The sequence below is a fragment of the Pseudoduganella umbonata genome (assembly GCF_014192225.1).
GTDB lineage: Bacteria > Pseudomonadota > Gammaproteobacteria > Burkholderiales > Burkholderiaceae_D > Rugamonas > Rugamonas umbonata.
In genome coordinates this window covers 167,854-194,853 of sequence record NZ_JACHXS010000001.1, presented here as the reverse complement: position 1 = coordinate 194,853, position 27,000 = coordinate 167,854, and the positions used below count along the sequence as shown (strand labels likewise).

Genomic DNA, 27,000 nt, shown 5'->3' with positions numbered 1-27,000 from the left:
TCCACGATGTTGGCATCAGGACGCGCGGACGCATGGCTCACGCCAGCCATCCACCCGTGTATCACTGCCTTGCGGTCGTCAACTGGCATGGCGGCAAAGCGCAAGCGCTTCTTTCCTGCGCCGATGCCTTGCCGCAGATGCACCGGGATAGCCGGCAGTCCCGCGCATCTGCGCCCGGCATGACAGGGCAACTTGTCACGCCCATCCACCACGCCGCTGACAGGTACCCCGCTATCGGCCCACGTTCAGGTTGGCCTGCACGTTGACGCTTTGCTGCACGAGCGAGCTGATGCCGCTGTTCTGGCTGATCACGGAAATGCCCGCCGCCGACTGCGCCACACCGCTCATCGTGTTGGACATGTTGAAGGTACCGGCATTGACGGTATTGGTACCGCCCGCGCCACCCGTACCGCCAGCACCCGCACCACCCGTGCCGGCACCGGCAGTGGTGGCGCCGGTGGCGCCACCTGCTCCACCCGTGCCATCGCCGCCGTTACCGCCGGAGCCGCCGTCACCGGCCGTGGCACTGCCGTTGGTCGCACTGCCCCCGGTTCCCGCGCCACCCGTGCCGGCGCCCGCCGTTGCCGTGCCGCCCGTACCCGAGCCGCCTGCCGCACCGGCGCCGGCCGTGTTCGATGCGCCACCGCTGGCGGCACCAGCGCCACCCGCCGCGCCGGCCGCACCGGCACCGGCAACACTGCTGCCGTTGCCACCGGTCGCGCCGGCACCACCCGCGCCGCCCGTGCCCGTCGCACCCGCACCGCCGGCCGTGCTGGCCGTCGCGCCCGCGCCGCCGGCACCAGAGGTGTTGGTGCCGCCTGCCGCAGCGGCCCCCGCCGTGTTGGTGCCCGCGGCACCCGCACCGCCAGCGCCGCCGCTGCCGCCAGCGGCACCCGCACCGCCGGCCGAGCCCGCGCCGCCCGCACCGGCGGTTTGCGTGCCCCCGTTCGCCGTGCCGGCACCCGTGGTTGCCGCTCCACCGCTGCCGGCGCCGCCTGTGCCCGTGCCACCGGTGCCACCGGCACCGCCGCCGGCACCACCACCGGCGCCGCCCGACGTGGTGCTGGCCGTCTGGTCACCCGTGCTTGGCGGCGGCTCGCCGGACGGCGTGCCGCTCGTGTTGCTGGCCGTACCGGCGCCGGAGGTGCCCGCACCGCCATAGCCCGCGGTCGCGGTGCCGGTACCGCCGGGGCCGGTACCACCGGTACCGTTGCCGGACGAGGCCGAGGTGGTCACGTCGGCACCGCCGGAGTCGGCATTGCCGCCCGCGGCACCACCACCGCCTGCGCCGCCGGCGCCGCCCAGTCCGCCCAGGCCGGCGGTACCGCCGGCACCACCCGTTGCCGCGCCCGTCGCACCGCCGTTGCCACCGGCCGCACCGGTGGCATTGCCGCTCGTGCCGCCAGCACCGCCACTGGCCGCCCCGGCAAGGCCGCCAGCCCCGCCGGTGCCGGCTCCGCCGGCCGCGCCGGCGCCACCGGCACCGCCATAGCCATCGGCGCTGCCGCCGCCCGCGCCGCCATTACCGCCGCTGCCGCCCGCGCCACCGGCCCCGGTCGTGGCACCCGATGCAAGACCGCCGGCACCACCCGCGCCACCGTTGATTGCGCCATTGGAAGCATTGCCGCCAGTCGCCATTCCGCCCGCGCCCGCACCACCGGTCGCGTTCCCATTGGTGGCCACGCCGCCGATGCCACCGGCCGCACCGGCCGCGCCGGAACCGCTGCCGCCCGCGCCTGCCGTGGCTGCGGCGTTGCCGCCCGTGGCAGCGCCGCCGGTGCCGCCGGCGCCGGCACCGCCGTTCGCGCCGCCGTTATTGGTGGCGGTATTGCCGATGTGCTGAACGTTGTTGCCACTGATGGTACCGGTCAGTGCGCTGGTGGCCGTGGCGGTCGAGGTATTGAATGCATTGTCGAGGTTCGACGTTGCGGTGGCACCGTTGTTGGCGGCCGCGCTGCCGGTCGCCAGCGCCTCGGCGTAACCGGTGCTGTTGTTATTGTCGTTGGCCTGGGTGTTGTCACGGTTGGAGCTGGCATCGCTGTAGCTGTTGTCGACCGTTGCGGTGGAAGCATCGTTGGCATGGGCTCCCGCGCCGCGCTGCGTGACCGCCGACGTGGGATCGGTGGTCTGGGCAAACGCCCCGCTGCAAGCTAGCGCGATTGCCGTGGCAAGCATTGTTTTCTTCATTTCATTTCCTCACTGAAGTAGTTTGCTGAAGTAGTTGGCCGCGAGCCGTTGGCCGCGAGTCATTCGCCGCGAGTCATTGCTCGCGACAAGGTTTCACCGGGAGTCCCTGCACGGGAAATCGACGAAACCGCGCGGGTTGCAGGTGCGACTCCCGCGTCACCGACTTATCGCAAGCTTGGTGCCATGCGACTGCGACTGCGCTAAATGCTTGAATTCGTTGGGATTAAGCTGTGCGGTAACCCAGGCCGGGAACGGCGGGTGTCACCCGGGTGCAACAAGCGGGCGGGACGCTCCAGCCGCGATTCCCGCCGGGCTCACCCTGCAGTAACCCGTCGCAGCGACCGTCACATTCGTGTGACAGCCGAAGGTGCAGCGAACGCGGCGGCACAAGGGTCGACACGTCAGGCTTCGCGCTTGCGTGCCGGCGGCACGATGCTGTGCTTGGCCATCAGCCGGTAGACCGTCATGCGCGACACGCCCAGTTCGCGCGCCACGTGCGTGATGCTCTTGCCGGCACCGAGACCGGCCTCGATGGCGCGCCGTTCGGCCTGCACGCGGGCGCCGTGCAGCGCCAGCGCCGGAACCAGGGCACCGTCCAGGCCCAGGTCGTGCGGCATGATGAGCCGGCCTTCCGCCATCACGGCCGCGCGGCGCACGCGGTTGTGCAGTTCGCGCACGTTGCCGGGCCAATGGTGCGCGTGCATCGCTTCCATCGCACCGCGGGAAAAGCCGCGCACGTGCGCCGAACGTTCGCGCGCGTGATCGCGGAAGAAAGTTTCGGCCAGCGCCGGTACATCCTCGCGGCGCTCGCGCAGCGGAGGCATTTCCAGGGTCAGCACGTTGAGCCGGTAATACAGGTCTTCGCGGAAGGTGCCGCGGGCCACCGCGTCGTCGAGGCGGACGTGCGAGGCCGCGATGACGCGCACGTCGACGGGCAGCGGCCGCGTCCCGCCCAGGCGGTAGATCGTCTTCTCCTGCAGGAAGCGCAGCAGGTTGACCTGCATGTCGAGCGGCAGGTCGCCGATCTCGTCGAGGAATACCGAGCCGCCGGCCGCCGATTCGATCAGGCCGGCACGTGCACGGCCCGCGCCGCTGAACGCGCCGCGTTCGTGGCCGAACAGCTCGGACTGCACCAGGCTCGCCGGGATCGCGCCGCAGTTGATGGGCACGAACGGTCCGGCGGCCCGTGCCGATCCTTCATGCACGGCGCGGGCCGCCAGTTCCTTGCCGGTGCCGCTCTCGCCCCAGATCAACACGGGCGCATCGGCCGCCGCCACCTTGTGCAATTGCCGGCGCAGGCGCGAGATCGGCTCGCTGCTGCCGGTGAGCCGCGAAGCGTGCAGTTCGGCCGCGTGCGGCACCTCGCCGGGCGGCGGGTCCAGCCCCGCCATGCCGTACGCATGGCCCAGGGTCTGCCGCAGCCGCACCGCATCCACCGGCATCGTGTGAAAATCCAGGCAGTGGTCGGCAACCAGCTTTCGACAGGCCGCGTCGCCGAGCGCGGCGGCGGCGCACAGCGCGATCCACCGGGTGCGGCTGTGCTCGCGCAACAGGCGGTCGAGCGCTCCGGTGTCGGCAGCCCCATCGAGCACGACGAGACCGACCGGAACCGGGTGCGCACGCAACAGCATGTGCGCGGCGGCCGGGTCATGCGCCGGGCGGATGGTGAAACCGGTGGCGGCAGTGGCCAGCACGGCCGTGGTGTTCGCGTCGGGTGGTGGAATGCAGAGCAATTGCCGTAATAGCATTTTTTCATCACCTTTTTCTTGTCAACATCGCATGCCGGCCGGATGCCTGAAGGGAGCCTGGCCATAGCAGGCGCTTCCGGCGGGTGGCGAGACAAGCGTTCAATGCCTTGCCGCGCAGGTTGGGCGCGGATAGAATGCCGTCCGCTGTTTCACAAAGTGAAAATCCGGGCAGTGCTCGATCAAGTGATCATTTGCTTGAAAGCGCGCGGAACCATCGATAACTGCCTGTAATAACTCGTTCTAAATGCGCTGCGCCTGGCCCTGACGGCAAGCGTGCGAACGTCGGGAAATGTCATGAACCACAACCAATCGCGCCACGGGGTCGCGAACGAGCATCAGCTGGAGCCGGCGCACCTGCCAACGTTAAGACAGCGCTGTGCCTTGCGAGTTCTGCATTTATTCGGATGGCGCATGCTTTTCCGCCCGCTGCCCGGGCCGCGCGGGATTGCGGTGGTCTATCCACACACGTCGAACTGGGATTTTGTGATCGGCCTGGTCAGCAAATGGGCCATGGACCTGCCGTTTCGCTGGCTCGCGAAGGATTCGATGTTCCAGATCCCGATACTGGGCAAATGGTTCCGCTGGCTGGGCGGCCAGCCTGTCGATCGCAGTGCGCCGCAGGGCATGATCCGCGCGCAGGCGGAGCGCATGCATGCCGAAAGCTGGTACTGGCTGGTGATCACGCCGGAAGGCACGCGCGGCTACCAGCCCAACTGGAAGAGCGGCTTCTACCACCTGGCCCTGGAGGCCAGGGTACCCCTGGTCCTGGTGTGCCTCGATTATCCGAACAAGACGCTGGATTTCACCAGGCACCTGTGGCTGACGGGCGACCAGGAACAGGACCTGGCCGCGATCCGCGCCGCGTATGCGGGATGCCGCGGCAAGCACCCCGCGAACGCCGCGCCGATCGTGCTGGGCGAACGGCGCAAGGAACCCCGCAAATAATCACAGCCAGCGTCCGCTCCGGCTGTAAAAACCAAAATCCGGGGCGGACCCTGTTTTTGAGGCAATCAGCCCAGTGCCAGCATGCCCAGGCCGGCGGCGGCGATCGCGCCACCGGCAAGGCGGGCCAGCGGCAGCCTGCCGGCCAGGCGCCCCGCGCCCAGCAGCAGCGCGCTCATGCCGAGATAACCGGCCGCGCTGACAGCGTGGGGCAATTCCAGCCCGTGGGCGTTGCCATGCAGGACGGCAAAGCCGCCCAGCAGCGCGGCGCCCGCAACGGCCGGCAACCGGACGGCGGCCGCGACCAGCACCCCGGTCAGCATGACGGTCAGCGCGATGCCGCTTTCCAGTCCGGGAATCTGCAGTCCCGCCATGCCGGCCGCCGCGCCGGCGCCCATCATGGCCACGAAGACAGCCGGCAGCGTCAGCGGGTGGGCGGATCCGGAGCGCCGGAAAATGCCTTCGTCGCGGCCCTGCCGCACGCTCCAGATGCCGGCCGCGAGCAGCGCCAGCAGGTGGTCGAAGCCCGTCAGCGGGTGCAGCAGGCCGTCGGCGAAACCCATTTCGGCATGGCCGGGGTGGGCCAGCGCAGGCAGGCTGGCGGCCAGCAGGACGGCGCCGGCGAACAACTTCCCGATGCCGGCGTTCTTGATGCCAAACCTTCCGATGCCGGCGTTTTTGATGCCGAAGTTCTTGATGCCGAACTTCTTGATGCAGCGTTGTTTCATGCGGTTTCCTCGATAGTTACTTGACGGACGCCGGTGCCTGCCCCAGCAGGCCCTGCTCGCGGATGAACTGAATGACCTTCTCCACACCATCGCCGCTGCGCAGGTTGGTGAACACGAACGGGCGCGTGCCGCGCATGCGTTTCGCATCGGCCGCCATCACGTCCAGGTTGGCGCCCACGTGCGGTGCCAGGTCGGTCTTGTTGATGATCAGGAGGTCCGAGCGCGTGATGCCGGGGCCGCCCTTGCGCGGGATCTTCTCGCCGCCGGCCACGTCGATCACGTAGATCGTCAGGTCCGACAGTTCGGGGCTGAACGTGGCGGCCAGGTTGTCCCCGCCCGATTCCACCAGGATGAGTTCCAGGTCGGGGAAATCGGCCTGCATCCGCGCGATCGCTTCCAGGTTGATCGAGGCATCCTCGCGAATGGCCGTATGCGGGCAGCCGCCCGTTTCCACGCCCATCAGCCGCTCGGCCGGCAGCGCCTCGGCGCGCAGCAGGATTTCCATGTCCTCGCGGGTATAGATGTCGTTCGTAATAACGGCCATGTCGACCGAATCGCGCATGCCCTTGCACAGCATTTCGCACAGCGCGGTCTTGCCCGAGCCGACCGGCCCGCCGATGCCCACGCGCAGCGGGTTGGATTGAACCACCATTTCTTCTCCTAATAGATGCGTGACCGGGTATCAGGAACGATAGACCCGGCTGTACTGCACCTCATGGCGCATCGACAGCAGCGACAGCCCCGGGGTCCAGTTCGATAATTCGTGTTCGGCCAGCGATTGCGCGCACAGCGCCGCGGCCTCGATTTCCGGGCGCAGCGACAGCAGCAGGCGTTGCCCGGCCACCTGCCCCAGCGGCACCGACTTGACGCACACCAGCACCTGGTTTTCCACCCACGAGAACAGCAGCGCCAGCAGCGCCTCCTCGTGCGGAATACCCAGTGCCGCCACCGCGCACGCATAGGCTGCCACCAGCGGCACTTCGCCGCCCTCCTTCAGCATCGCCAGCGCGCCTTCATCGGCAATGCCCAGCTCTTCGATCAGCCGTGCCAGCGAATACCCCATCTGCACGGTCTCGGCGCGAAATTCCGCCGTATCGCGCGAAGCGATCGCCCGTTCCGTCAATTCCGCCACGCGCAGCGCGTCGCGCTGCGTGAACGCCTCCATCAGGCGCCAGCACATCGGCGCTTCCCAGCGCGCGACGACTTCGTGCAACTGGCGCGCAATCCACGCATGGGCGCTGGCGGCATCCTTGACGATGCCCTGCTCCAGCGCCGCTTCCAGCCCCTGCGAATAGCTGTACGCGCCGATCGGCAGTTGCGGGCTGGCGAACTGCAGCAGGTGCAGCAGCTGGGCGGCGGCGATCATGACGCGGCCTCCTTCGGATCGCCCGGGCGGTGGATCTTCTGGCGCAGCGGAATCGGCGCCAGCGGCCCCTGGCCGTGTTCGTGGTGGTGGTGGCCGCCACCGAATCCAGCCGAGTACGCGCCCGACTCCGGCTCGAACGGCGCCTGTTCCTCGATCACCGTGGCGCCCAGGCCATGCAGCATCTCGCGCAGCACGGCGTCCGCGCGGATGCGCAGGTAGCCGCTTTCCACCTGCGCCTGCGTATGGCGGTTCCCCAGGTGGAATGCGCAGCGCAGCAGCGCCTGCGCATCGGGCGCGGTCACGCGGTAGGTGGCTTCATGGGCCGCCACCACCTTCACGACGCGGCCATCCTCGCCGGTCAGCAGGTCGCCATTGCGCAGTACCGTGCCGCGCACCGTGAAGATGGCGACTTCCTCGCCGGTGTCGAGCGCGGCGCGCAGGCGGCATTTCTCGCGCAGTTCGTAAGGCAGCACGAGCGATGCATCGACGCGCTCGGCCTGGGTCAGTTTGGTATGCAGGGTCAACATGGGATCGGCAGGATTCAGAAAAGGAAATAGCGCTGCGCCATCGGCAGGATGTCCGCCGGTTCGCACACCAGCAGCCGCCCGTCGGCGCGCACTTCATAGGTTTCGGGATCGACTTCCATGACCGGCGTGGCGCCGTTGTGGATCATGTCGCGCTTGCGGATGTTGCGGGTATTCTTCACCGGGATCAGCGTCTTGCTCAGTTGCAGCCGCTCGCCGATACCGGCATCGAAACCGGCCTGCGAGACGAAGGTGAACGATTTTTTCAGGCCGCCGCCGAAGGCGCCGAACATCATCCGGTAGTGCACCGGCTGCGGCGTGGGGATCGACGCGTTCGGGTCGCCCATCTGGGCCGCCGCGATCATGCCGCCCTTCAGGATCATCGACGGCTTGACGCCGAAGAACGCCGGCTTCCACAGCACGATGTCGGCGATCTTGCCCACTTCCAGCGAGCCCACCACGTGCGACACGCCATGCGTGATGGCCGGGTTGATCGTGTACTTGGCGATGTAGCGCTTGACCCTGAAGTTGTCGTTGCGCGACGAATCCTCCGGCAGCGCGCCGCGCTGCACCTTCATCTTGTGCGCGGTCTGCCAGGTGCGCAGCACCACTTCGCCGACCCGGCCCATGGCCTGCGAGTCGGACGACATCATCGAGATCGCGCCGATGTCGTGCAGGATATCCTCGGCGGCGATGGTCTCGCGCCGGATGCGCGATTCGGCGAACGCCACGTCTTCCGCGATCGCCGGATCGAGGTGATGGCACACCATCAGCATGTCGAGGTGTTCGTCCAGCGTGTTGACGGTGAACGGCCGCGTCGGATTGGTCGACGACGGCAGCACGTTCGATTCGCCGACGGCGGCGATGATGTCCGGCGCATGGCCGCCGCCCGCGCCTTCCGTGTGGAAGGTGTGGATCGTGCGGTCCTTGAACGCGGCCAGCGTCTCCTCCAGGAAGCCGCCCTCGTTCAGCGTGTCGCTGTGGAGCGCCACCTGCACGTCCATGCGCTCGGCCACCGACAGGCAGTTGTCGATCGCCGCCGGCGTGCTGCCCCAGTCCTCGTGCAGCTTCATGCCGATGGCGCCCGCCTCGACCTGCTCTTCGAGCGGACGCGGCAGCGAGACATTGCCCTTGCCGAGAAAGCCCAGGTTCATCGGGAACGCATCGGCCGCCTGCAGCATCGAATGGATGTGCCAAGGCCCCGGCGTGCACGTGGTGGCCGCCGTGCCGACCGCCGGGCCGGTGCCGCCGCCCAGCATCGTCGTCACGCCGCTCATCAGCGCTTCCTCGATCTGCTGCGGGCAGATGAAGTGGATGTGGCTGTCGATGCCGCCGGCCGTGACGATCATGCCTTCGCCGGCGATGATCTCGGTGGCGGCGCCGATGGCCATCGTCACGCCCGGCTGGATGTCCGGGTTGCCGGCCTTGCCGATGCCGGCGATGCGGCCGTTCTTCAGGCCGATGTCGGCTTTCACGATGCCCCAGTGGTCGACGATCACGGCATTCGTGATCACCGTGTCCATCACGTCGGCATGCACGCGCTGCGACTGGCCCATGCCGTCGCGGATCACCTTGCCGCCGCCAAACTTCACTTCCTCGCCATAGATGGCGTAATCCTTCTCGATCTCGATGAACAGCTCCGTGTCCGCGAGGCGGATGCGGTCGCCCGTGGTGGGCCCGTACATCTCCGCGTACGCGCGGCGGGAAATTGTTGCCATCTGATCTCCTTCTTAGTTATGTTGGTTCAGGCTCGCCGTCCGGCTTGTCCTTCAGCTTGCCCATGACCTGGCCGGCAAAGCCGTATATCTCGCGGTTACCTTCCACCGCCACCAGTTCGACAGTGCGCTGCTGGCCCGGCTCGAAGCGCACGGCGGTGCCGGCGGCGATGTTGAGCCGCTTGCCGTAGGCCTTCCAGCGCTCGAACGTCAGCGCATTGTTCGCCTCGAAGAAGTGGAAATGCGAGCCGACCTGGATCGGGCGGTCGCCCACGTTGGATACGACGATTGTCACGGTTTCGCGGCCATCGTTGATCGGCAGGTCGCCGTCCTCTAATTGGTATTCGCCCGGGATCATGTTTCACCTCACGGTATCGGGTTGTGGACGGTCACCAGCTTGCTGCCGTCCGGGAAAGTCGCTTCGACCTGGATGTCGGGAATCATTTCGGGGATGCCGTCCATCACCTGGTCGCGGGTCAGTATTTGTGTGCCCTCGGACATCAGCTGCGCGACGGTTTTGCCGTCGCGCGCGCCTTCCATGATGGCTGCCGAGATCAGCGCCACCGCTTCGGGGTAATTGAGTTTCAGGCCGCGTGCCAGGCGGCGTTCGGCCAGCAGGCCGGCGGTAAAAATGAGCAGCTTGTCTTTTTCGCGGGGTGTCAGGTCCATGGGGTTCTTTCTCGGGAATGCGCAAATCAGGTGCGCCAGCTGCGCAAGTCGATGGCGGCGCGGCCCAGTACCGCGGGGCGCACGATGCGCCAGGCCGCCAGCATCAGTTCGCGGGCGGCCTCGCTGTCGTGGCCGAGCCAGCGCACGCACAGCACGTGTTTCATCTGCGTCACGCCATAACAGGGGTGGTCGGCCAGCGCGCGCAAGGCGGCCACCGTGTCGGCCGCCACCGGCTTGCCGACGGCAAGCAGCATCGCCGACACCGTATGGCCATTCAGCCCGAGCGGGCTGGCGATCGTATCGGCTGCCAGCGTGCCTTGCTCCCACCACAGCAGCCGGCCGCCGCGGCGCACCGAGGTGCGCTGGTTGATGCGGCCCTTTGTAAACGCTTCGCCGGACGCGCGGCGCCCCAGGCACAGGATCTCGCAGCCGAGATAGCTGGCGTCGGCCGCCAGCGTTACATGGTGGTCGAGCTCGACATGGGCATCGTTGAAGAAGATGGTTTCCTGCGGCAGCCATTCCAGCGCAGCGCCGGCATCGACCGACAGCGCGATGCGCTGGCGCGAGACGCGGCCATTGGCGCGGTACCACTTGGCGGCGCCGGGCGACGTCAGCAGCGCATGGGCGCCGGCGTTCAGGTGGGCATCGACCGCCAGTTCGTCGCCGCCGACCACGCCGCCGGGAGGATGCACCACGATGGCATGGCAGATCGCCGGGTCTTCCGGATACAGCGGCTTCTGCACGCGCAGCGGGCCGCTGTGCTCGCGGCGGGTCAGGCGGGTGGTATCGCTATCGCGGGTAAACGCCAGCGTCAGCTGCGCCCGCCATGCGGGATGCACGGCAGCGTGCGCCGGCGAAAGAGCGTGGGCCGGCAAAAGAGCGTGGGCCGGCACAGGGGCCAGGGGCGGCGTAAAGGCCAGGGAATCCTGGGCCGGGCGATCCGGACAGTCGGGCATGAGCAATCAATAAATGACAACCCTGTGCTTAGAGCAAGTCTCGTGCCAGCATTTTTGGGACATGGCGGCCACTCGATGCACTACGGTGGAGCATGCGCACCACCGTAGTGCAAATCAAGCTGCAATTCTCACCGCAGCTCGACCGGCTCGCTTTCGTCCAGCGTATAGCGCACGTTGCGCAAGCCATTCACGCGCAACAGTTCGCGCACCGTCAGGCCGGACGGATCGGCGCTCTGGCGATTCTGGCGCTGCTCGTTACGAATGATCTCGCCGGCGATTTCGATGTCGCGCAGGCGGTAAGGCGTGTTGACGACCAGCGGTTGGTCGGCGTCGTTGTACCAGATCTGGTAGAGCGGCATGGCGGAGTTCCAGTGAAGTTTATAAAGAATGCTGTTGAGAATGTTTGCACCATTATGACGACATTCCGGCAATCTTGCGTACAAAGATTCATTAACAAAACAATTATGCAACGCCATGGTGCAAGCCCGATTCGCGCAGGCTCCCGTGCGCGCTGTTTCAGCCAATGCCTATCCTCCACTGCGCCGGGAGGCCCCGGCAAGGCGCCGCGGGTATCTGCTGACGATACCGCCCACCGGCGCCCGCGCCATCACCCGTAAGGCCCCTTGCCGCCCTCCCGGATGAACCGGTCGATCCTGGCCTTCAGCACAGGCAGCGGCACCGAGCCCAGTTCCAGCACCGTATCGTGGAAGGCGCGGATGTCGAACTTTTCGCCCAGCGCCGCCTCGGCCTTGCGCCGCGCCTCGACGATCGCCATCTGGCCCAGGTAATACGACAGTGCCTGGCCCGGCCACGAGATATACCGGTCCACCTCCGTCGCCACCTCGTGCTGCGACAGCGCCGTGTTGTCCATCAGGTAGCGCAGCGCCTGCTCGCGCGTCCAGCCTTTGGCGTGGATGCCGGTATCGACGACGAGCCGCGACGCACGCCAGGCCTGGTAGCTGAGCATGCCGAACACTTCATACGGCGTGTCGTAGATGCCCATTTCAGTGCCCAGCCGTTCCGAGTACAGCGCCCAGCCCTCGCCGTAGGCGGAGATGTAAGCATTCCTGAACGGCGGACGGCCCGCCTGCTCCATCGCCACCGGCATCTGGAACGCGTGTCCGGGCGCGGATTCGTGCAGCGTCAGCGCCGGCAGGCTGTACAGGGCGCGCGACGGCAGGTCGTACGTGTTGACGAGGTAAACGCCGGGACCGCCGCGGCCGGACGTGTAGTACGGCGCCTGGTCCGGCGGCACGGGAATGATGGCGAAGCGGCTGCGCGGCAGGCGGCCGAAGTAGCGTTCGGCATTGCCGTCGAACTTCTTGGCGACCCAGGCGGCGCGCATCAGCAGCTCTTCCGGCGTCTTCGCATAGAAGCGCGGATCGGTGCGCAGGAACTGCAGGAAGGCCGGCAGGCCGCCGGTGAAATTCACCTGCTTCATCACGTCGGCCATCTCGGCACGGATCTTGGCCATCTCGGCCAGGCCGATGCGGTGGATCTCGTCGGCGGACAACTGCGTGGTGGTGTACTCGACGATCTTCGACTGGTAATACGCCTTCCCGTCCGGCAGGCTCTCGGCCGCCAGCGTCGGGGTGGCGCGCGGCACGTAGTCGTCGCGCATGAACTTCAGCAATGCGGCATGCGCGGGAATCACGCGGTCGGCGATCGCCTTCAGGGCCGCGGCGCGCAGGCTGGCCTGTTCGGCCGCCGGGATCGTCGCCGGCATCTCCTTGAACGGCAGGTAGAACGGCGTGTCGGCAGGCTTCGCACCGGCGACGCCGGCGATGGTGGCGTCGCGGCCGGCCAGCGTGACCTTCGGCGGCGTGAAGCCGCGCGCCAGGCCGGCGCGCATGTTGGCGACCTGCTCGTTGAAATAGCGCGGCACGTCGTTCAGCTGGGCCACGTAGTTGACGTAATCCTGTTTCGTGCGGAACGGCTTGCGCGCCTCGTACGTCATGTTGAACCAGAACGAGGAATCCGCGTTCAGCGGTTTTTCGTATTCCCGGAAGCGCACATTGGCCGCCAGTGCCGAGACCTGCGCCCGGTAGACGGCATAGTTGATGCGTTCATCGGCCGACAGGGTGTCCTCGGCCACGCCATCGAGCTGTTTCAGCACGCCTTCCCAGTGGGCCCGGCGTGCCTGCTGGGTTGCCTCGTCGACCTTCGGCAGGTCGGCGCGGATGCCGTTCGTGTCATCCTCCTCGTTCTCCAGCCGCTGCTGGAGGCGCCACTGCCATTCGCTCGTATAGATGGCGCGCAGGCGGGCGTCGCCGCCCTGGACGCCTGGCGTGGCCGGGGCTGCAGGGACTGCCGGTGTGGCAAGCGCCGCGCAGGTCGTCAGCATGGTGGCGAGCAGGCAGGCGGCAAGGGCCGGGCCGGTCTTCTTCATCGTTTTTCCTTGTCAAGTGAATTCAGGTATTCGCTGGCCATGGCCGTGCTGAGGAACAGCTTGCCGTTCAGGGTGTCGAGCAGCGTGCTGGCGCGCAGGCGGTCCATCACCGGGCCCTTCACTTCGGCCAGGTGCAGGCCGATGCCGCGCGCGCGCAGGCCCGCATTGAGTTCGGACAGCGCGAACAGCGCCGTGGTATCGATCGAGCTGACGGCCAGCATCGTCAGCACCAGGTGGCGGGTGGCGGGGTGTGCGCGCAGTTCGTCCTCGATCCTTTCGTTGACCGCCTCGACATTGCCGAAGAACAGGTTGGCATCGATGCGCAGGATCAGCACCTCCTCGCAGCGGGTGGCGGCGTAGCGGTCGACATTGCGGAAGTGCTCGGTACCGGGAATGCGCCCCAGCACCGCGATGTGGGGGCGGCTGGCGCGCCAGATCAGCGTGCCCATCGACAGCACGACACCGACGATGACGCCCGCCTCCACGCCCAGCGCCAGCACGCCGACGCAGGTGACCAGCCAGGCCAGCGCATCGCCGCGATCGTAGTGCCAGGCCGTCTTCAAGGTATCGAGTTCCAGCAGGCCGAGCACGGCGACGATAATGGTGGCGGCCAGCGTCGGCAGCGGCAGCAGTGCCAGCCAGCCGGTGGGCAGCATCAGCGCGGCGGCCAGCAACACCGCCGAGATGACGCTGGCCAGCGGCGTATTGGCGCCGGCGGCGAAATTGACGGCCGAGCGCGACAGGCTGCCCGTCACGGGAAACGCGCCGGACGCCATGGCCGCCACGTTGGCGGCGCCCAGGCCGACCAGCTCGCGGTTCGACACCAGCTTCTCGCCCCGCTTCAGCGCCAGCGTCTGCGCCGCGCTCATGCTCATCAGGAAGACCACGAAGCCGATCAGCAGTCCCGGCTGCAGCAGCTCGCGCCAGTGCGACGGCGAGGTGGCCAGGTTCAGCTGCGGCAGGCCGGCAGGCACCGGTCCGGTGAGGCGGATGCCATGGGCGCCGTAGGCCGCAACGGCCGCGGTGGCGGCCAGCACCACCACCATCGGCGCCAGTTTCGACAGCACGTCCGCCGCGGTGCCGGCCATGCCGAGGCGCTTGAGCAGCCTGGCCAGGTGGCTGCGCGCAAGCAGCAGCAACGCCAGCGATGCCAGGCCCAGCACCGTGCTCGGCACGTGCGGCTGCTGCAGGGGCCCGCCCAGCAGCGGCTTCACCTGGCCCCAGGCAATCACCAGCGACGAGCCGACGGTAAAGCCGCTCATCACCGGCCGCGAGAAGAAATTGGCGAGAAAGCCCAGCCGCAGCAGGCCGCACAGCAGCAGCACGGCGCCCGCCACCAGCGCCAGCTGCGCGGCCAATACGCCGTGCAGGCCGGGGGCGCCGCCCGCCAGCGGTGCGATCGCCGCGCCGGTCATCAGCGACACGATGGCCATCGGGCCGACCGACTGCGTCATGCTGCTGCCGAACAGCGCGTAGACGAGCGGCGGCAGGATGCTGGCGTACAGCCCGGCCACCGGCGGCAGGCCGGCCACCAGCGCATACGCCATCCCCTGCGGCACCAGCATCATGGCCACGACGATCCCCGCGCCGATATCGCCGGGCAGCGCCGCGCGGCGGTAATGTCTGAGCCAATCCAGCATGCCGATGAAACCTGTTATGACGTATGAAGGCGCAAGCCTACCATGGCAGAGCTGGTGTCCACCATGGGGCCGGGCCCTGGCGCCGCGTGGCCCGCGCCCTTTACGCCGGCGGCGATGCCAGCGCGCCGGCCACCGCCGCCAGGATTTCGTCAGACAGCGCCGCATCCGACACGGCCCGTGCCAGCACCATGCCGCCGATCATCGCGGCATACGTCGCGATCGCATGGCTGCGCCGCTGCTCGTCCGTCTGGCCCGGCGCGGCGCGCGCCAGCAGGTCGAGCTGGGCACGCGTGCGCTCCGTCACGGCGTCGCGCACGGCCGGCCCGGCCCGCGAAATGTCGGCGCCCAGCGCGGAAATCGCGCAGCCGGCGCCGGGGTTGTCGCGGTGCCTGGGCGACAGATAGGAACGCACCACCGCACCCAGCGGATCGTCCGGGTGCGCCGCCATCGACGCCTGCCAGCCGTCGCCGGCGCCGTCGAGCGCCCGCCCCACCGCTTCGCCCAGCAGCGCCTCCTTCGACGCGAAGTGGCCATAGAAGCCGCCATGCGTCAGGCCCGCCGTCTTCATCAGGTCGGCCACGCCGATGCCGTCGAAGCCTTTTTCGCGGAACGCCCGTGCCGCCGTCTCGACGATGCGTTCCCGGTTCTGCGCCGCCTGTTCCCTCGATACTTTCATGTTCGCCTCCGTGGAATGTGCTTGACATTATACATGATGGTCGTAATATATAACGCATACATGACGTTCGTCATTTAACCAACCGGAGAATCACCATGCAATACAAGAGCTTTGGCCGCCGCAGCGGCTTGCGCGTATCGGAACTGGCACTGGGCACCGGCAACTTCGGTACCGGATGGGGCTATGGCGCCGAGCGCGACGCGGCCAGGGCCGTGTTCGACCGCTATGTCGAAGCGGGCGGCAACTTCATCGACACGGCGGACGGCTACCAGGGCGGCCAGTCGGAAGAACTGACGGGCGACTTCATCGCCGCCGACCGCGATCACTTCGTGCTGGCCACCAAGTTCACGCTGTCCGGCCCCGGCGGCATCAGCGGCACCGGCAACAGCCGCAAGGCGATGGTGCAGTCGGTCGAGGCCAGCCTGAAACGGCTGAAGACGGACCGCATCGACCTGTACTGGGCGCACTTCGCCGACAGCCACACGCCCGTCGAAGAGCTGCTGCGCGCCTTCGACGATTTGGTCCGCGCCGGCAAGATCCTGTATGCGGGCCTGTCGAACTTCCCCGCCTGGCGCATTGCCCGCGCGGACGCGATCGCCGAACTGCGCGGCTGGGCGCCGCTGGTCGGCGTACAGATGGAATACAGCCTGGCCGAACGGAGCGCGGACCGCGAACTGCTGCCGATGATCGAAGGGCTCGGGCTGGGCGGCGCGCTGTGGTCACCCCTCGGCGGCGGCCTGCTGACAGGCAAGTACCGCAACAACGAGGAAGGCAGGCTGCAGGGCTTCGGCGGCCGGCTGGTGCACCGCGAAGACTCGGAGCGCGCCACCGCCACGCTGGATGCCGTGCTGGCCGTCGCCGCCGAAGTCGATGCGCCGCCCGCCCAGGTGGCGATCGCCTGGCTGCTGCACCGCGACGCCGCCTCGTCGACGGCGCTGGTGCCGATCCTCGGCCCGCGCACGCTGGCGCAACTCGACGGCACGCTGGGCGCGCTGAACGTGAAGCTGTCGCCGGACCAGCTGGCCCGCCTCGACGCCGCCAGCGCCATCCAGCTCGGTTCCCCGTACGACACGATCGCGCAGACGGCCGGCGCCATCGCCGGCGGCCAGGCGGAACTGCTGCTGCCGCGCAAGGTGCCGGTTGCCTGACATCGAAAACCGGCGCCAGAAAACCGGTGGCGCAGCAGGGGTTTCGGGGAGCTTTGCTCCTCGCCTGCATAGCGGAGATAGCTTGCAAGCTATCTCTCCTTCCAGACACCAGTTAATTTGAAATGTTTCCGGAATACTGGTGCCTGTCACCGGTTTTGAATTTGAAATGTTTCCGGAAAACTGGAGCCTGTCACCGGTTTTGACGGATTTTGCTTTTGGCTGCTCCGGCGCGCCGGAGGCGCGTTCCCGCATCTGTGCGCAACCGCACTGAGGCCGGCGCCGGGGACGCCAATACTGTCCGCTCGATCTTTGGGAGAACAGTCAAATGAGCAATTCGGAAAACAAGGCACAGGACGTCGGCAACCTGCAGCGCGAGATCCAGCAGCAGCAGGACCAGAAGGATGCGGCGAAGGCGCAGGGCGGCAGCGAGCAGAAGGAAGAACAAGGCGTGCAGGCCGGCACCCATGAGTTCCCGACCAATCCCCTGCCCGACCAGACCCTGGACAAGCCCGGCATCGAAGCCGAGATGGAACTGAAGCCGCAATTCCTGGCCCCCGGCTACAAGGGCAGCGGCAAGCTGGAAGGCATGAGCGCGATCGTCACCGGCGGCGATTCGGGCATCGGCCGCGCGGTGGCCGTGCTGTACGCGCGCGAAGGCGCCGACGTGGCACTGGTCTACCTGCCGGACGAACAGCAGGACGCCGAGGAAACGCAGCGCCACATCGAGGCCGAAGGCAAGCGCGCGCTGCTGATTCCGGGCGACGTGCGCGATTTCGCGTTCTGCCGCGGCGCCGTGGAAGAGACCGTCAAAGCGTTCGGCAAGCTCGATATCCTGGTCAACAACGCCGCCTTCCAGGAGCATGCCGACTCGCTGGAAGACATCACCGAAGAGCGCTTCGACCTGACGATGAAGACCAACATCTATGGCTACTTCCACATGGCCAAGGCGGCGCTCCCTCACCTGAAGCAGGGCGCGTCGATCATCAATACGGGCTCGGTGGTCGGCCTGCGCGGCTCGTCCAAGCTGCTCGACTATTCGTCGACGAAGGGGGCGATCCACGCGTTCACGATGTCGCTGGCGTCGAACCTGATCGAGAAAGGCATCCGCGTCAACGCCGTCGCGCCAGGCCCGGTATGGACGCCGCTGAACCCGGCCGACCAGACGGCGGACAAGATCAAGGAATTCGGCGCCAGCACCGACATGAAGCGGCCCGCCCAGCCGGAAGAACTGTCGCCGGCCTACGTGTTCCTGGCATCGCCCGCCACCGCCAGCTACATCAGCGGCATCGTGCTGCCGGTCACCGGCAGCGTCGGCTAGGAGCGCCGCCATGGCCCGCTCGCTCTGGAAAGGCGCCATCAGCTTCGGCCTGGTCCACATCCCGGTCGACCTGTACTCGGCCGTGAAGCAGAACGAGCTGGATCTCACCATGCTCGACAAGCGCGACTTCTCGCCGATCGGCTTCAAGCGCTACAACAAGGGCAACGGCAAGGAAGTCGCCTGGGACAACATCATCAAGGGCTACGAGTACACGTCCGGCGAGTACGTGGTGCTGTCCGACGAGGACCTCAAGCGGGCCAACGTGAAAGCCACGCAGACGATCGACATCATCTCGTTCGTCAATGCCGAGGACGTGCCGCTGACCTACTACGAAACGCCGTACTACCTGGCGCCGGGGCGCGGCGGGGCGAAGGTGTATGCGCTGCTGCGCGAGACCCTGCGCCGCGCCGGGCGCATCGGCATCGCCACGGTGGTGATCCGCACCAAGCAGCACCTGTGCGCGCTGGTGGCCAGCGAGGACGGCATCATCATGAATACGCTGCGCTATGCCGACGAGATCCGCGATACCGAAGGCCTCGACCTGCCGGAAAAAGGCCTGAAGGGCGCCGGTATCTCGGACAAGGAACTCAAGATGGCGCTGTCGCTCGTGGAAGGCATGAGCGAGGAATGGGACCCCAGCCTGTACCACGACACCTACAAGGAAGACGTGCTGGCGCTGGTCGAGAAAAAAGTCAAGGCGGGGCAGACCAAGTCGATCACGATGCCGTCCAAGGAAACCGAGGCGAAACCTGCGAGCAACGTCATCGACCTGGTGGCGCTGCTGCAGCAATCGCTCGGCAACCGGCCCGGCAAGGGGAAGAAGGCGGCGGCCGAAGAGGTAGACGACGCGGACGACGAATCCGGCGACGAGGATGCGGCGCCGGAGCAGGAAGACAAGAAGCCGGCGAAGAAGGCGGCGCCACGCAAGGCGGCCAGTGCTTCCGGCACGGCGCGCGCGGCGAAGACGACGGCGGCAATAGAGGCGGCGCCGAAGACCGGGGCTGCCAAGGCGGCCGCTTCGAAACCGGCGGCACCGAAAAGGACGGCGGCGAAATCCACCGCCGCGACCCGCAAAAAAGCAGCGTGAAGTTTGCAGCTTGAAGTTCGCAGCGTGAAGTTTGCAGCGTGATGTTCGCCGCCTGAAACTCGCAGCCAGAATCTGGCTGCACGAATCTGGCGGCACGAATCTCGCGGCACGACGCGCGGATCAGCGCTGGTACGCGTACGTCAGGCCGACCGTCGCGAAGCGGCGGCGGCCATCGCTATCGTGCAGCGCGCCATAGCCGGCATCGAGATCGAGCACGTCGTCGACCAGCGTCCAGCGCGCCCCCGCCTGCCAGCCGCGGCTGGATCCACGCTCCCCGAATGCCTCGAATGTCAGGGCACCGCGCCCTCGCGTCGTTTCAAGCGCCGCCGCCCAGGTCCCAGCATGCTGGTGCGACATGCCGTGCCGGACTGCCCCGGCATTCACGTGCGCCACCGCCCACGGCGCCAGCGGCACGCTGGCGAACAGGTTCACGGTCTGGTCAATGGACCTTTCAGGCCCGGAGATGCGCTGCTCCGACACTGCGGCGCCCACGCCGAAGCCGTCCTCCGACAGCGGCCTGAATACGGTCTTTGCCCCGATCACGATCGCGCGGCGGAATTCCCCGCCACTGCGCACGTTGCCTGCGCCGGTCGCCACTTCCCAGTTCTCCGCCACGTTGCAGGATGGCGCCAGCCAGCGCTGGCCTGGCCCGCGGCTGGCCGATGCCTCGACCTGGCAATCGCCGGCGGCCAGCACGGAAGCATCGTCGGTCACGAGCGGCCGTCCGGCATGCGCTGCCCACGGCAACAAGGAAAGGGACAAGGCGGCACACAGCCGCGCGAATCGCGCAGGGTTCTGTTCTGGCATCGGTCAGGCAACAAGAAGAAGACAGCGACCGGCTGGTCGCGCGATTCGGGCAGGGGTGGGGGCCGAAGGTTGCACGGTGATAGTGCTGATCGGCAATTTTATCAGCCGTCGCGGCCGGATGCTTTCCTTGTGGAAATATAACCACGGAAGCACAATGCCCGATATCCGGGCTCTTCAAGATTCCATCGAAATATCAGGTACTTAGCATCCGGGCCCAGCGTTGATTAACAAGCTTATCCACAGTTTTTGTTAACAACTCGGCGTTTTCACAAATTGCCGATCGTGCTGTCACAACGGCCGGTGCCACCGCGTCTAACGAGGGAAGGCGACGCACTGTGCGCCGCCACAACCAAGGAAACCATCATGTCCAAGGCACGCATTCCCTTATTCTCCGTCGCCCCGCAGGGCCTGCAGGCGATGATCGCCCTGTCGCAGGCCGCCAGGGCCAGCTCGCTGGGCGAGCGCATCGTCGAACTGGTCAACCTGCGCGTCTCGCAGGTCAACGGCTGCGGCGTCTGCGTCGACATGCACTGGCGCGACCTAGTACGACAGGGCGCCGATCCGCGTCATTTGAACACCGTGGCGGCGTGGCGCGAGTCGCCGTTCTTCGATGCCCGCGAACGTGCCGCGCTGCGCTGGGCCGACGCCGTCAATGCCCTGCCGCACCGCGACGACACCGACGCCGCCTACGGCGAGCTGCGCGAGCACTTCACCGAAACGCAGGTCGCCGAACTCGGTTATGCGATTTCCGTGATCCGCGGCTGGAACGTGATCAACCTGTCGCTGCGCAATCCGATCCCGGTGAACCCGCCGCCGGGCATGTAAGCGCAGCGCCGTCCTTGCCGGCGTTGCCCGGCGCCGCTACAGTACCGGCCATGAAGCACTATGAAGCAGCCACCGTGGGCGTGGCCGATGCCGTGGCGGCGCTGGCCATGACCGGCGACCTGGCGATGGGCCAGCCGCCCGGACACTCGACGCGCGTGGCGCGGCTGGCCGGCCGCGTGGCCGAAGCGGCAGGCGCCGGCACCCGCAGCCGCGAAACGGCGCGCGTGGTGGCGCTGCTGCGCTGGTCCGGCAGTACCGCCAGCGCCGCCGGCTTCGCCGCGCTGCTGGGCGACGACGTGGGCGGACGCCACGCCATGCTGGCCCGCACGCTGCCGGCCAATCACCGGCTGACGGCCGCCAACGCGCTGCCGCTCGCGCGTCTGCATTGCGAGGTGGCGGGCGATATCGCCCGCATGCTCGGCCTGCCCGCGGGCGAAGAGGCGGGCTTGCGGCACCTGTTCGAACACGCCAACGGCAATGGCCTGCCGGCGCGGCTGCATGGCGACGCGATTCCGGCCGCCGTTTTCCACGTGGCGCTGGCCGGCGACCTGGAGGTGCTGGCACGCGCGCACGGCCTGCCCACGGCATTGCGGGTGATCGGGCGCCTGGCGGGCCGCAAGTACCCGGCACACCTCGTGCAACAGGTGTCAGCACATGCGCGCAGCTGGCTCGATGCGCTCGATGCACCCGACGATGCGGTACCGCCTGCGGCCGGCGGCGACGTGCCGCTTGCGCTGGTGGCGGACGTGATGGAGCTGAAGCTGCCATGGCTGGCCGGCCATGCGCGCCGCGTGGCCGCCGTCGCGCGCGATGCCGCCGCGCTGGCGGGCCTGCCGCCGACGGAGCAGCGTTGCCTGGAACGCGCCGCCCTGCTCCACGGCGCCGGCCGCGCGGCGATTCCCAACCCGGTCTGGAACAACCCCGGCCGGCTGCGCAAGGCCGAACGGGAACAGGTACGCCGCGCGCCGTACTGGACCGCGCGCATGGCGACCCACGTGCCGGGCCTTGCCGCCGAGGCCCTGCTGGCCGCGCATGCGTATGAGCGCCTCGACGGCAGCGGCTACTTCCGCAGCGTGACGGCCGAAGCGCTGTCGCCCGCGCACCGGCTGCTGGCCGCCGCGGCAGCATGGACCGCCCTGCGCTCGCCGCGGCCATGGCGCGCGCCGTACCAGCCGGCCGCAGCGACCGCGCTGCTGGCGGCGCAGGCCGGCCGCTTCGACCGGCAAGCCGTCGAAGCGGTGACCGCCGCCGCCACGAGGCATCCCGCCATGCCTTGCGCCGGGCCGCTGTCGGACCGCGAGGCGGAGGTACTGCGGTGGATCGGCAGCGGCGCGGGCACTGCGAACGCCGCCCGCGCGCTGAGGATCAGCCCCGGCGCGGTCCGCACGCATGTCGGCAGCATTCTCGAAAAACTGGAATCCTCGTCGCTGCCCGCCGCGATGCTGAAGGCGCTGGCGCTGGGGATATTCCAGAACGTCATCCAGCCTGGCTGACGGCAGCTTCCGCGCCGGACCACCGTTCGACCAGGAAGTCCGCCAGCGCCCGTGCGGCCGGGCTCATCGGCCGCGACGGCGCCATCGCATACACGCCGCTCTCCTTGCCGGTCCACGCGGGCAGCACCTGCACGAGGCGCCCGGCACACAGGTCTTCCTCCAGGCTGACGGCGGACCGGAAGCAGATGCCCATGCCGTCGACGGCCAGCCGGTGCACGGCATCGCCGTTGTCCGAACGCACACGCCCGCGCGGACGCACGGCCCGCTCGCCCTCGTCGCCGTGCAGCTTCCACACTTCGCCGTCGTGATTGGCGGTGGAGACCAGGCATTCATGCCGCTCCAGCTCCGCCACGGTGGCGGGCATGCCATGCCGCGCCACGTATGCCGGCGCAGCCGCCAGGATGCGCCGGTTCGGCAGCAGCTTGCGGCCGACCAGCGTGGAATCGTCCAGCCGGCCGATGCGGATCGCCACGTGGATGCGCTCGGCCACGATGTCCACCAGCCGGTCGGTGATCAGCAGGTCCACCCGCAGTTGCGGATAACGCATCATGAACGCCGCCAGGTGCGGCACCAGGTGCGTGCGCCCGAACGCCACCGGGGCACTCACGCGCAGCGTGCCTTGCGGCTCGGCGGCGCCTTCCGCCGCGCGTTCGCAGGCGCCGTGCAATTGCGCCAGCGCGGCGGCACTGTCGGCATGGAAGCGCTGCCCTGCCTCGGTCAGCGACATGGCGCGCGTGGTGCGGTTCAGCAGGCGCACGCCGAGCTGCTGCTCGAGGGCCTTCACCAGCCGGCTGACCGAGGACGGCGTCATGTTCAGGGTGGCGGCCGCGCGGGCAAAGCCGCCCTGCTCCACCACGGCGCTGAACGCCTCGACGAGGTTGAACGGCACCCGTTGCATTGCGTCTCCCCAGGAATGAATTAATGCGATCTGGCGCTATTATCGCCGTGCGAAGCCATCCATAAAATAGGCTTTTTTTGCCAAGGAGACCCGATGGATGCCCTGCCGATGGATGCCACGTTCCACGCGCTGCATCGCCAGCCGCAACCGCTGATCCTGACCAACGCGTGGGATGCCGGCAGTGCCCGGCTCATCGCCAGCCTTGGCGCCCCGGCCATCGCCACCACCAGCGCCGGTGTGGCCTGGTCGCTCGGCTACCGCGATGGGGACGTGCTGCCGCTGGACGAACACGTGGCGTGCGTGCGCCGCATCCGCCGCGTGACCGGCGTGCCGCTCACCGTCGACATCGAGAGCGGCTACTCGGACGACCCGGCGGCCGTGGGCGCCGCCGTGGCGCGCTTTGTCGATGCGGGCGCGGTCGGCATCAACCTGCAAGATGGCGCGGCGGCGCCCGAACTGCTGTGCCGGAAAATCGGCGCGGCCCGCGCCGCCGCCGGGCGCGCCGGGGTGAACCTGTACATCAACATCCGCTGCGACGTGTTCGCGCGACAGCTCGTGCCGGCCGGCGCGCAGGTCGGCGAAACCTTGCGGCGGGCGCACCTGTATCGCGAGGCGGGTGCGAACGGGCTGTTCCCGCTGGCCGTGACCGACCCGGCGGACATCGCCGAACTGGCCGCTGGGACGGATCTGCTGTTGAACGTGATTGCGTGGCCCGGACTGCCGCCGGTGGCGGAGCTGGCCGCGCTGGGCGTGCGACGCGTCAGCACCGGGTCATGGCTGCCGCAGGCGCTGTGGGCGCACGCTTCCCGGCTGGTGCGGGAGTTCACGACGCATGGCCGCTCACCCGCGCTGGTCGACGAGGCGGAAGCCTACGCCACCATCAACGGCTTGCTGCCGGCGGCCGGTCAGCCGGGCTTGTAGCCCATCTGCTTCATGGCCTTCGTCAGCGTGACGGCGCTCTTGGCATAGTCGGCCCACGGCTCGTTGCCGTGATCGAGCCGGGTGTGCACCGTGGCCACGGTCCACTGGTCGCCGCCTTTCAGGTGTTCCAGTTCGTTCCACGCGACCGGCACCGAGATGCCCATGCCGGGGCGCGCGCGGGCCGACCAGGCGACCGCCGTGGTGGCGCCGCGGCCGTTGCGCAGGTAATCGATGAAGATCTTGCCGACCCGGTTCTTCGGCCCGCTCTTGAAGGCGAAACGGTCCGGCAGCGTGCGCGCCATGTGCTCGACGATGAAGCTGGAAAAGCCTTTCACGGCATCCCAGCCATGCTGGGGTTTCAACGGCACGACCACGTGCAGGCCCTTGCCACCGCTGGTCTTCAGGAACGACGGCAAGCCCAGTTGCTCGAGGAAGGCGCGCATCAGCTGCGCCGCTTCCTGGATCTGCTGCCACGACACTCCCTGGCCGGGGTCGAGGTCGAACACCATCCGGTTCGGCTTTTCATAGGTCTTCGCGAACGCGTTCTGCGAATGGAACTCGACGACGTTCCATTGCGCGCACGACAGCAGGCCCTGCACGCTGGCCACCTCGAGCATCGTCGGGTGATCCGGGTCCAGTTCCTGCGGCAGCTGCTTCACGCCGGGCAGCTTGCCGGTTTCCGAATGCTTCTGGAAGAACAGCTCGCCGCCGACGCCGGCCGGGGCCCGCACCAGCGCCAGCGGGCGGCCCTTCAGGTGTTCCAGCATCAGTCCGGACACCAGTGCGTAGTAGCGCACCAGGCCGATCTTGGTCATGCCGCTGACCGGATCGATCAGCCGGTCCGGGTTGGTGACTTTCAGCGTTGCGGGCAGCTTGCTGTCCACCACCGCCTTGGCGTCGGTTCCGGCGACGGATCCCGCCTTGGCATCCGCCTTCGATCCCGCGGCGCTCTTGCGGGCGGCGCCGGCCTTGCTTTCAGTGTGCGTCTGCATCACATCCTCCACATGGGCGGCCCGCTCGCGGCGAATGCTGGTCGCCTTCTTGTCCGTACGCAGGCCGAGAAACACGGAATGGCGGATCGAGCCACTGCCCGTCCATTCGCCGAACGTCACTTCGGCCACGAGCGTGGGCTTGACCCAGTGCGCCCTTTTTTCGATCGCCTTGGTGGGCGCGAACGGATTCGTGTCGCTGGCCACCTTCTTCAGCCTGGCGATGATGTCGCGCAGCGACGTGTCGTTGAAACCGGCACCGACATTGCCGGCATAGTGCAGCTTGCCCTCGTCGTCGTAGTAGCCCAGCAGCAGCGAGCCGATGCCGACCCGCGAGCCTTTCGGATCGGTGTATCCGCCGATGACGAATTCCTGGCGCTGCGCGCATTTCAGCTTGATCCAGTCGCCCGAGCGGCGCGACGTGTACAGCGCGTCGCGCCGCTTGCCGATGATGCCTTCAAGGCCCATCCGGCACGCCGCGGCGACGATTTCCTCCGGCGGCGCCGCCAGCTCGGCCGAGAAGCGCACCTGGCCCGTCTCGTCGTCGCCCAGCACCGTGCGCAGCAGTTCGCGGCGCTGGGCCAGCGGCACGTCGCGCAGGTCGTGGCCGTCCAGGTACGGCGCATCGAAGACGAAGTACACGATTTTTTTCGTCTTCTCGCCGTCGAACGCCTGTTGCAGCAGGCCGAAGTTGGGGCGCCCGTTCGCATCGTGCACGACGATCTCGCCGTCGTACCAGCCGTCGGGCAGCTGCAGCTTTTCCAGCGCCGCGCGCAGCGGTTCCAGTTTATGGGTCCAGTCGTTGCCGTTGCGGGTCCACAGTTCGATCGACTTGCCCTCGACGCGGGCCAGCAGCCGGTAGCCATCGAACTTCAGTTCAAAGATCCAGTTTTCAGGGTCGCCCGGCGGACTGTCGACCAGCGTCGCCAGCTCGGGCGACAGCGTGGCCGGCAGCGGCACCTTCGCGAGCGGGTCGCCGGTGTCCGTCGCCTTGCCCTTCCCTTTGGCCGGCGCCTTCCTGGCAGCCGGCGTTGTTGCCGTGGCCTTCGTTGCCGTGGCCTTCGTTGCCGCCGCTTTCGTTGCCGCCGCTTTCGTTGCGCCCGATTTCGCTGCCGCCGATTTCGTTGCAGCCGATTTCGCCGCGGGCCCCTTCCTGGCCGCGGCCTTGCGCGCCGGCTTGCCCTGGTGCTGCTCGGCGATGCTTTCCGCTTCTTCCGCTTCGGGCGTCAGCTGCTCGTCCGTGGGCATGCCGAGCGCCTTCACGCTGTCGGGCATCTCGTCGATGACGGAGAATTCGCTGGCCGGCCGTACATACTCGTCGTTTTCCTTGATCAGCAGCCAGGGCTCCTGCTTTTCGCCGGAACGCCGCATGCGTACCAGCACCCAGCGGCCACGCAGCTTGTGGCCGCGCAGCTCGAACTTCAGGTTGCCGTCGCGGTAGCCCTTGCGCGGATCGCCGACCGGGTGCCAGGTACCCTTGTCCCAGATGATCACCTTGCCGGCGCCGTACTGTTTTTCCGGGATGACGCCCTCGAAATCGTTGTACGAGATCGGGTGGTCTTCCACGTGCACGGCCATGCGCTTGTCGTGGCTGTCGTAGCTGGGGCCCTTGGGGACGGCCCAGCTTTTCATCGTGCCGTCGAGTTCGAGGCGGAAGTCGTAGTGCAGCCGTGATGCCCAGTGCTTCTGGATCACGAACGTCAGCGCTTCCTGCCCTTCCTGTCCGCCTTCGGCGGGTTCCGGAGTGATCGCGAAGTTGCGCTTGGCCTTGTAGAGTTTGAGGGCGTCGGTCATGGCCATACTGTAGGCCGGCGCAGGCAAGGGAATCCGTTCGTCAGGTAACAGAAGCAGCGCGGAAGACCGTGATTTGTAACAGATGTAAAGCCGGTCAACGTTGTGCGGACGGGTGGCGTTTTCTGCCCAGTGACACCCGATGCGGCGTGTCATACCGATGAGTACCAGGACGAGTATCAC

The 27,000-nt window shown here is 67.8% G+C and carries 24 protein-coding genes; 7 read left to right on the top strand and 17 right to left on the bottom strand.

Annotated elements, in window-relative coordinates; translation table 11 throughout:
• Positions 1 to 231: 231 nt before the first annotated feature.
• Together FHS02_RS00820 and FHS02_RS00815 are read right to left on the bottom strand one after the other, a co-directional pair.
• Complete coding sequence (locus FHS02_RS00820) at positions 232 to 2,187, bottom strand: hypothetical protein (protein ID WP_137312356.1); 1,956 nt, start codon at positions 2,185 to 2,187, stop codon at positions 232 to 234.
• Positions 2,188 to 2,588: 401 nt separating this feature from the next.
• Positions 2,589 to 3,935, bottom strand: coding sequence for a sigma-54 dependent transcriptional regulator (locus FHS02_RS00815; RefSeq protein ID WP_137312355.1), 1,347 nt, complete (start codon positions 3,933 to 3,935; stop codon positions 2,589 to 2,591).
• A 411-nt stretch (positions 3,936 to 4,346) separates the two neighbouring features.
• Between FHS02_RS00815 and FHS02_RS00810 the strand changes: the two genes are divergently transcribed.
• On the top strand, positions 4,347 to 4,880 hold the full coding sequence (locus FHS02_RS00810) for a 1-acyl-sn-glycerol-3-phosphate acyltransferase (RefSeq protein ID WP_229422493.1): 534 nt from the start codon (positions 4,347 to 4,349) through the stop codon (positions 4,878 to 4,880).
• A 65-nt stretch (positions 4,881 to 4,945) separates the two neighbouring features.
• On the opposite strand, the gene FHS02_RS00805 is transcribed toward FHS02_RS00810, so the two are convergent.
• From FHS02_RS00805 to FHS02_RS00750, 12 genes are all read right to left on the bottom strand, one after another.
• Complete coding sequence (locus FHS02_RS00805) at positions 4,946 to 5,605, bottom strand: HupE/UreJ family protein (RefSeq protein ID WP_137312353.1); 660 nt, start codon at positions 5,603 to 5,605, stop codon at positions 4,946 to 4,948.
• 16 nt (positions 5,606 to 5,621) lie between these two features.
• Positions 5,622 to 6,257: an urease accessory protein UreG gene (ureG, locus tag FHS02_RS00800; RefSeq protein ID WP_137312352.1), complete on the bottom strand. Its 636-nt coding sequence runs from the start codon at positions 6,255 to 6,257 to the stop codon at positions 5,622 to 5,624.
• A 30-nt stretch (positions 6,258 to 6,287) separates the two neighbouring features.
• The gene (locus FHS02_RS00795; protein ID WP_137317233.1) at positions 6,288 to 6,968 is read right to left on the bottom strand and encodes an urease accessory protein UreF; all 681 of its coding nucleotides are present in this window, start codon (positions 6,966 to 6,968) and stop codon (positions 6,288 to 6,290) included.
• Positions 6,968 to 7,498 carry an urease accessory protein UreE gene (gene ureE, locus FHS02_RS00790; RefSeq protein WP_137312351.1) on the bottom strand — a complete coding sequence of 177 codons (531 nt, stop codon included), beginning with the start codon at positions 7,496 to 7,498 and terminating at the stop codon, positions 6,968 to 6,970. Before ureE ends, FHS02_RS00795 begins: the two co-directional genes overlap by 1 nt.
• Before the next feature lie 14 nt (positions 7,499 to 7,512).
• Entirely contained in the window at positions 7,513 to 9,213 is a 1,701-nt protein-coding gene (gene ureC, locus FHS02_RS00785) for an urease subunit alpha (RefSeq protein WP_137312350.1), read from the bottom strand.
• A 16-nt stretch (positions 9,214 to 9,229) separates the two neighbouring features.
• Entirely contained in the window at positions 9,230 to 9,568 is a 339-nt protein-coding gene (locus FHS02_RS00780; RefSeq protein ID WP_137312349.1) for an urease subunit beta, read from the bottom strand.
• 8 nt (positions 9,569 to 9,576) lie between these two features.
• A complete protein-coding gene (locus FHS02_RS00775) occupies positions 9,577 to 9,879 on the bottom strand; it encodes an urease subunit gamma (RefSeq protein WP_137312348.1) in 303 nt (100 codons plus the stop codon).
• Between the two features lie 26 nt (positions 9,880 to 9,905).
• Positions 9,906 to 10,754, bottom strand: a complete 849-nt coding sequence (locus tag FHS02_RS00770) for an urease accessory protein UreD (protein ID WP_371861473.1) — start codon at positions 10,752 to 10,754, stop codon at positions 9,906 to 9,908.
• Positions 10,755 to 10,963: 209 nt separating this feature from the next.
• Positions 10,964 to 11,194: a hypothetical protein gene (locus FHS02_RS00765; protein WP_137312346.1), complete on the bottom strand. Its 231-nt coding sequence runs from the start codon at positions 11,192 to 11,194 to the stop codon at positions 10,964 to 10,966.
• Between the two features lie 248 nt (positions 11,195 to 11,442).
• Positions 11,443 to 13,224 (bottom strand): DUF885 domain-containing protein, encoded by a 1,782-nt coding sequence (locus FHS02_RS00760; protein ID WP_229422492.1) that lies wholly within the window; start codon positions 13,222 to 13,224, stop codon positions 11,443 to 11,445.
• Positions 13,221 to 14,864 (bottom strand): SulP family inorganic anion transporter, encoded by a 1,644-nt coding sequence (locus FHS02_RS00755; RefSeq protein ID WP_137312345.1) that lies wholly within the window; start codon positions 14,862 to 14,864, stop codon positions 13,221 to 13,223. Before FHS02_RS00755 ends, FHS02_RS00760 begins: the two co-directional genes overlap by 4 nt.
• Before the next feature lie 100 nt (positions 14,865 to 14,964).
• The gene (locus FHS02_RS00750) at positions 14,965 to 15,540 is read right to left on the bottom strand and encodes a TetR/AcrR family transcriptional regulator (RefSeq protein WP_137312344.1); all 576 of its coding nucleotides are present in this window, start codon (positions 15,538 to 15,540) and stop codon (positions 14,965 to 14,967) included.
• A gap of 95 nt (positions 15,541 to 15,635) precedes the next feature.
• Here FHS02_RS00750 and FHS02_RS00745 point away from each other — a divergent pair, with 95 nt between their 5' ends.
• The 3 genes from FHS02_RS00745 (at position 15,636) to ku (ending at position 19,093) form a co-directional block, all read left to right on the top strand.
• Positions 15,636 to 16,688 (top strand): aldo/keto reductase, encoded by a 1,053-nt coding sequence (locus FHS02_RS00745; RefSeq protein ID WP_137312343.1) that lies wholly within the window; start codon positions 15,636 to 15,638, stop codon positions 16,686 to 16,688.
• Between the two features lie 325 nt (positions 16,689 to 17,013).
• Complete coding sequence (locus FHS02_RS00740; protein ID WP_137312342.1) at positions 17,014 to 18,006, top strand: SDR family oxidoreductase; 993 nt, start codon at positions 17,014 to 17,016, stop codon at positions 18,004 to 18,006.
• Between the two features lie 10 nt (positions 18,007 to 18,016).
• Entirely contained in the window at positions 18,017 to 19,093 is a 1,077-nt protein-coding gene (ku, locus tag FHS02_RS00735; RefSeq protein ID WP_137312341.1) for a non-homologous end joining protein Ku, read from the top strand.
• A gap of 120 nt (positions 19,094 to 19,213) precedes the next feature.
• On the opposite strand, the gene FHS02_RS00730 is transcribed toward ku, so the two are convergent.
• Positions 19,214 to 19,900: a PA4824 family protein gene (locus FHS02_RS00730; protein WP_503826884.1), complete on the bottom strand. Its 687-nt coding sequence runs from the start codon at positions 19,898 to 19,900 to the stop codon at positions 19,214 to 19,216.
• Between the two features lie 363 nt (positions 19,901 to 20,263).
• On the opposite strand from FHS02_RS00730, the gene FHS02_RS00725 reads away from it, so the two are divergent.
• Positions 20,264 to 20,725, top strand: a complete 462-nt coding sequence (locus tag FHS02_RS00725) for a carboxymuconolactone decarboxylase family protein (RefSeq protein ID WP_175424689.1) — start codon at positions 20,264 to 20,266, stop codon at positions 20,723 to 20,725.
• A gap of 50 nt (positions 20,726 to 20,775) precedes the next feature.
• A complete protein-coding gene (locus FHS02_RS00720) occupies positions 20,776 to 22,218 on the top strand; it encodes an HD domain-containing phosphohydrolase (RefSeq protein WP_137312339.1) in 1,443 nt (480 codons plus the stop codon).
• On the opposite strand, the gene FHS02_RS00715 is transcribed toward FHS02_RS00720, so the two are convergent.
• Positions 22,202 to 23,116 (bottom strand): LysR family transcriptional regulator, encoded by a 915-nt coding sequence (locus FHS02_RS00715; protein ID WP_137312338.1) that lies wholly within the window; start codon positions 23,114 to 23,116, stop codon positions 22,202 to 22,204. The genes FHS02_RS00720 and FHS02_RS00715 overlap by 17 nt on opposite strands.
• A 93-nt stretch (positions 23,117 to 23,209) precedes the next feature.
• Between FHS02_RS00715 and FHS02_RS00710 the strand changes: the two genes are divergently transcribed.
• On the top strand, positions 23,210 to 24,037 hold the full coding sequence (locus FHS02_RS00710) for an isocitrate lyase/PEP mutase family protein (protein WP_137312337.1): 828 nt from the start codon (positions 23,210 to 23,212) through the stop codon (positions 24,035 to 24,037).
• Here FHS02_RS00710 and ligD read toward each other — a convergent pair.
• Positions 24,022 to 26,820 carry a DNA ligase D gene (gene ligD / locus FHS02_RS00705; protein ID WP_175424688.1) on the bottom strand — a complete coding sequence of 933 codons (2,799 nt, stop codon included), beginning with the start codon at positions 26,818 to 26,820 and terminating at the stop codon, positions 24,022 to 24,024. The genes FHS02_RS00710 and ligD overlap by 16 nt on opposite strands.
• Positions 26,821 to 27,000 lie beyond the last annotated feature (180 nt).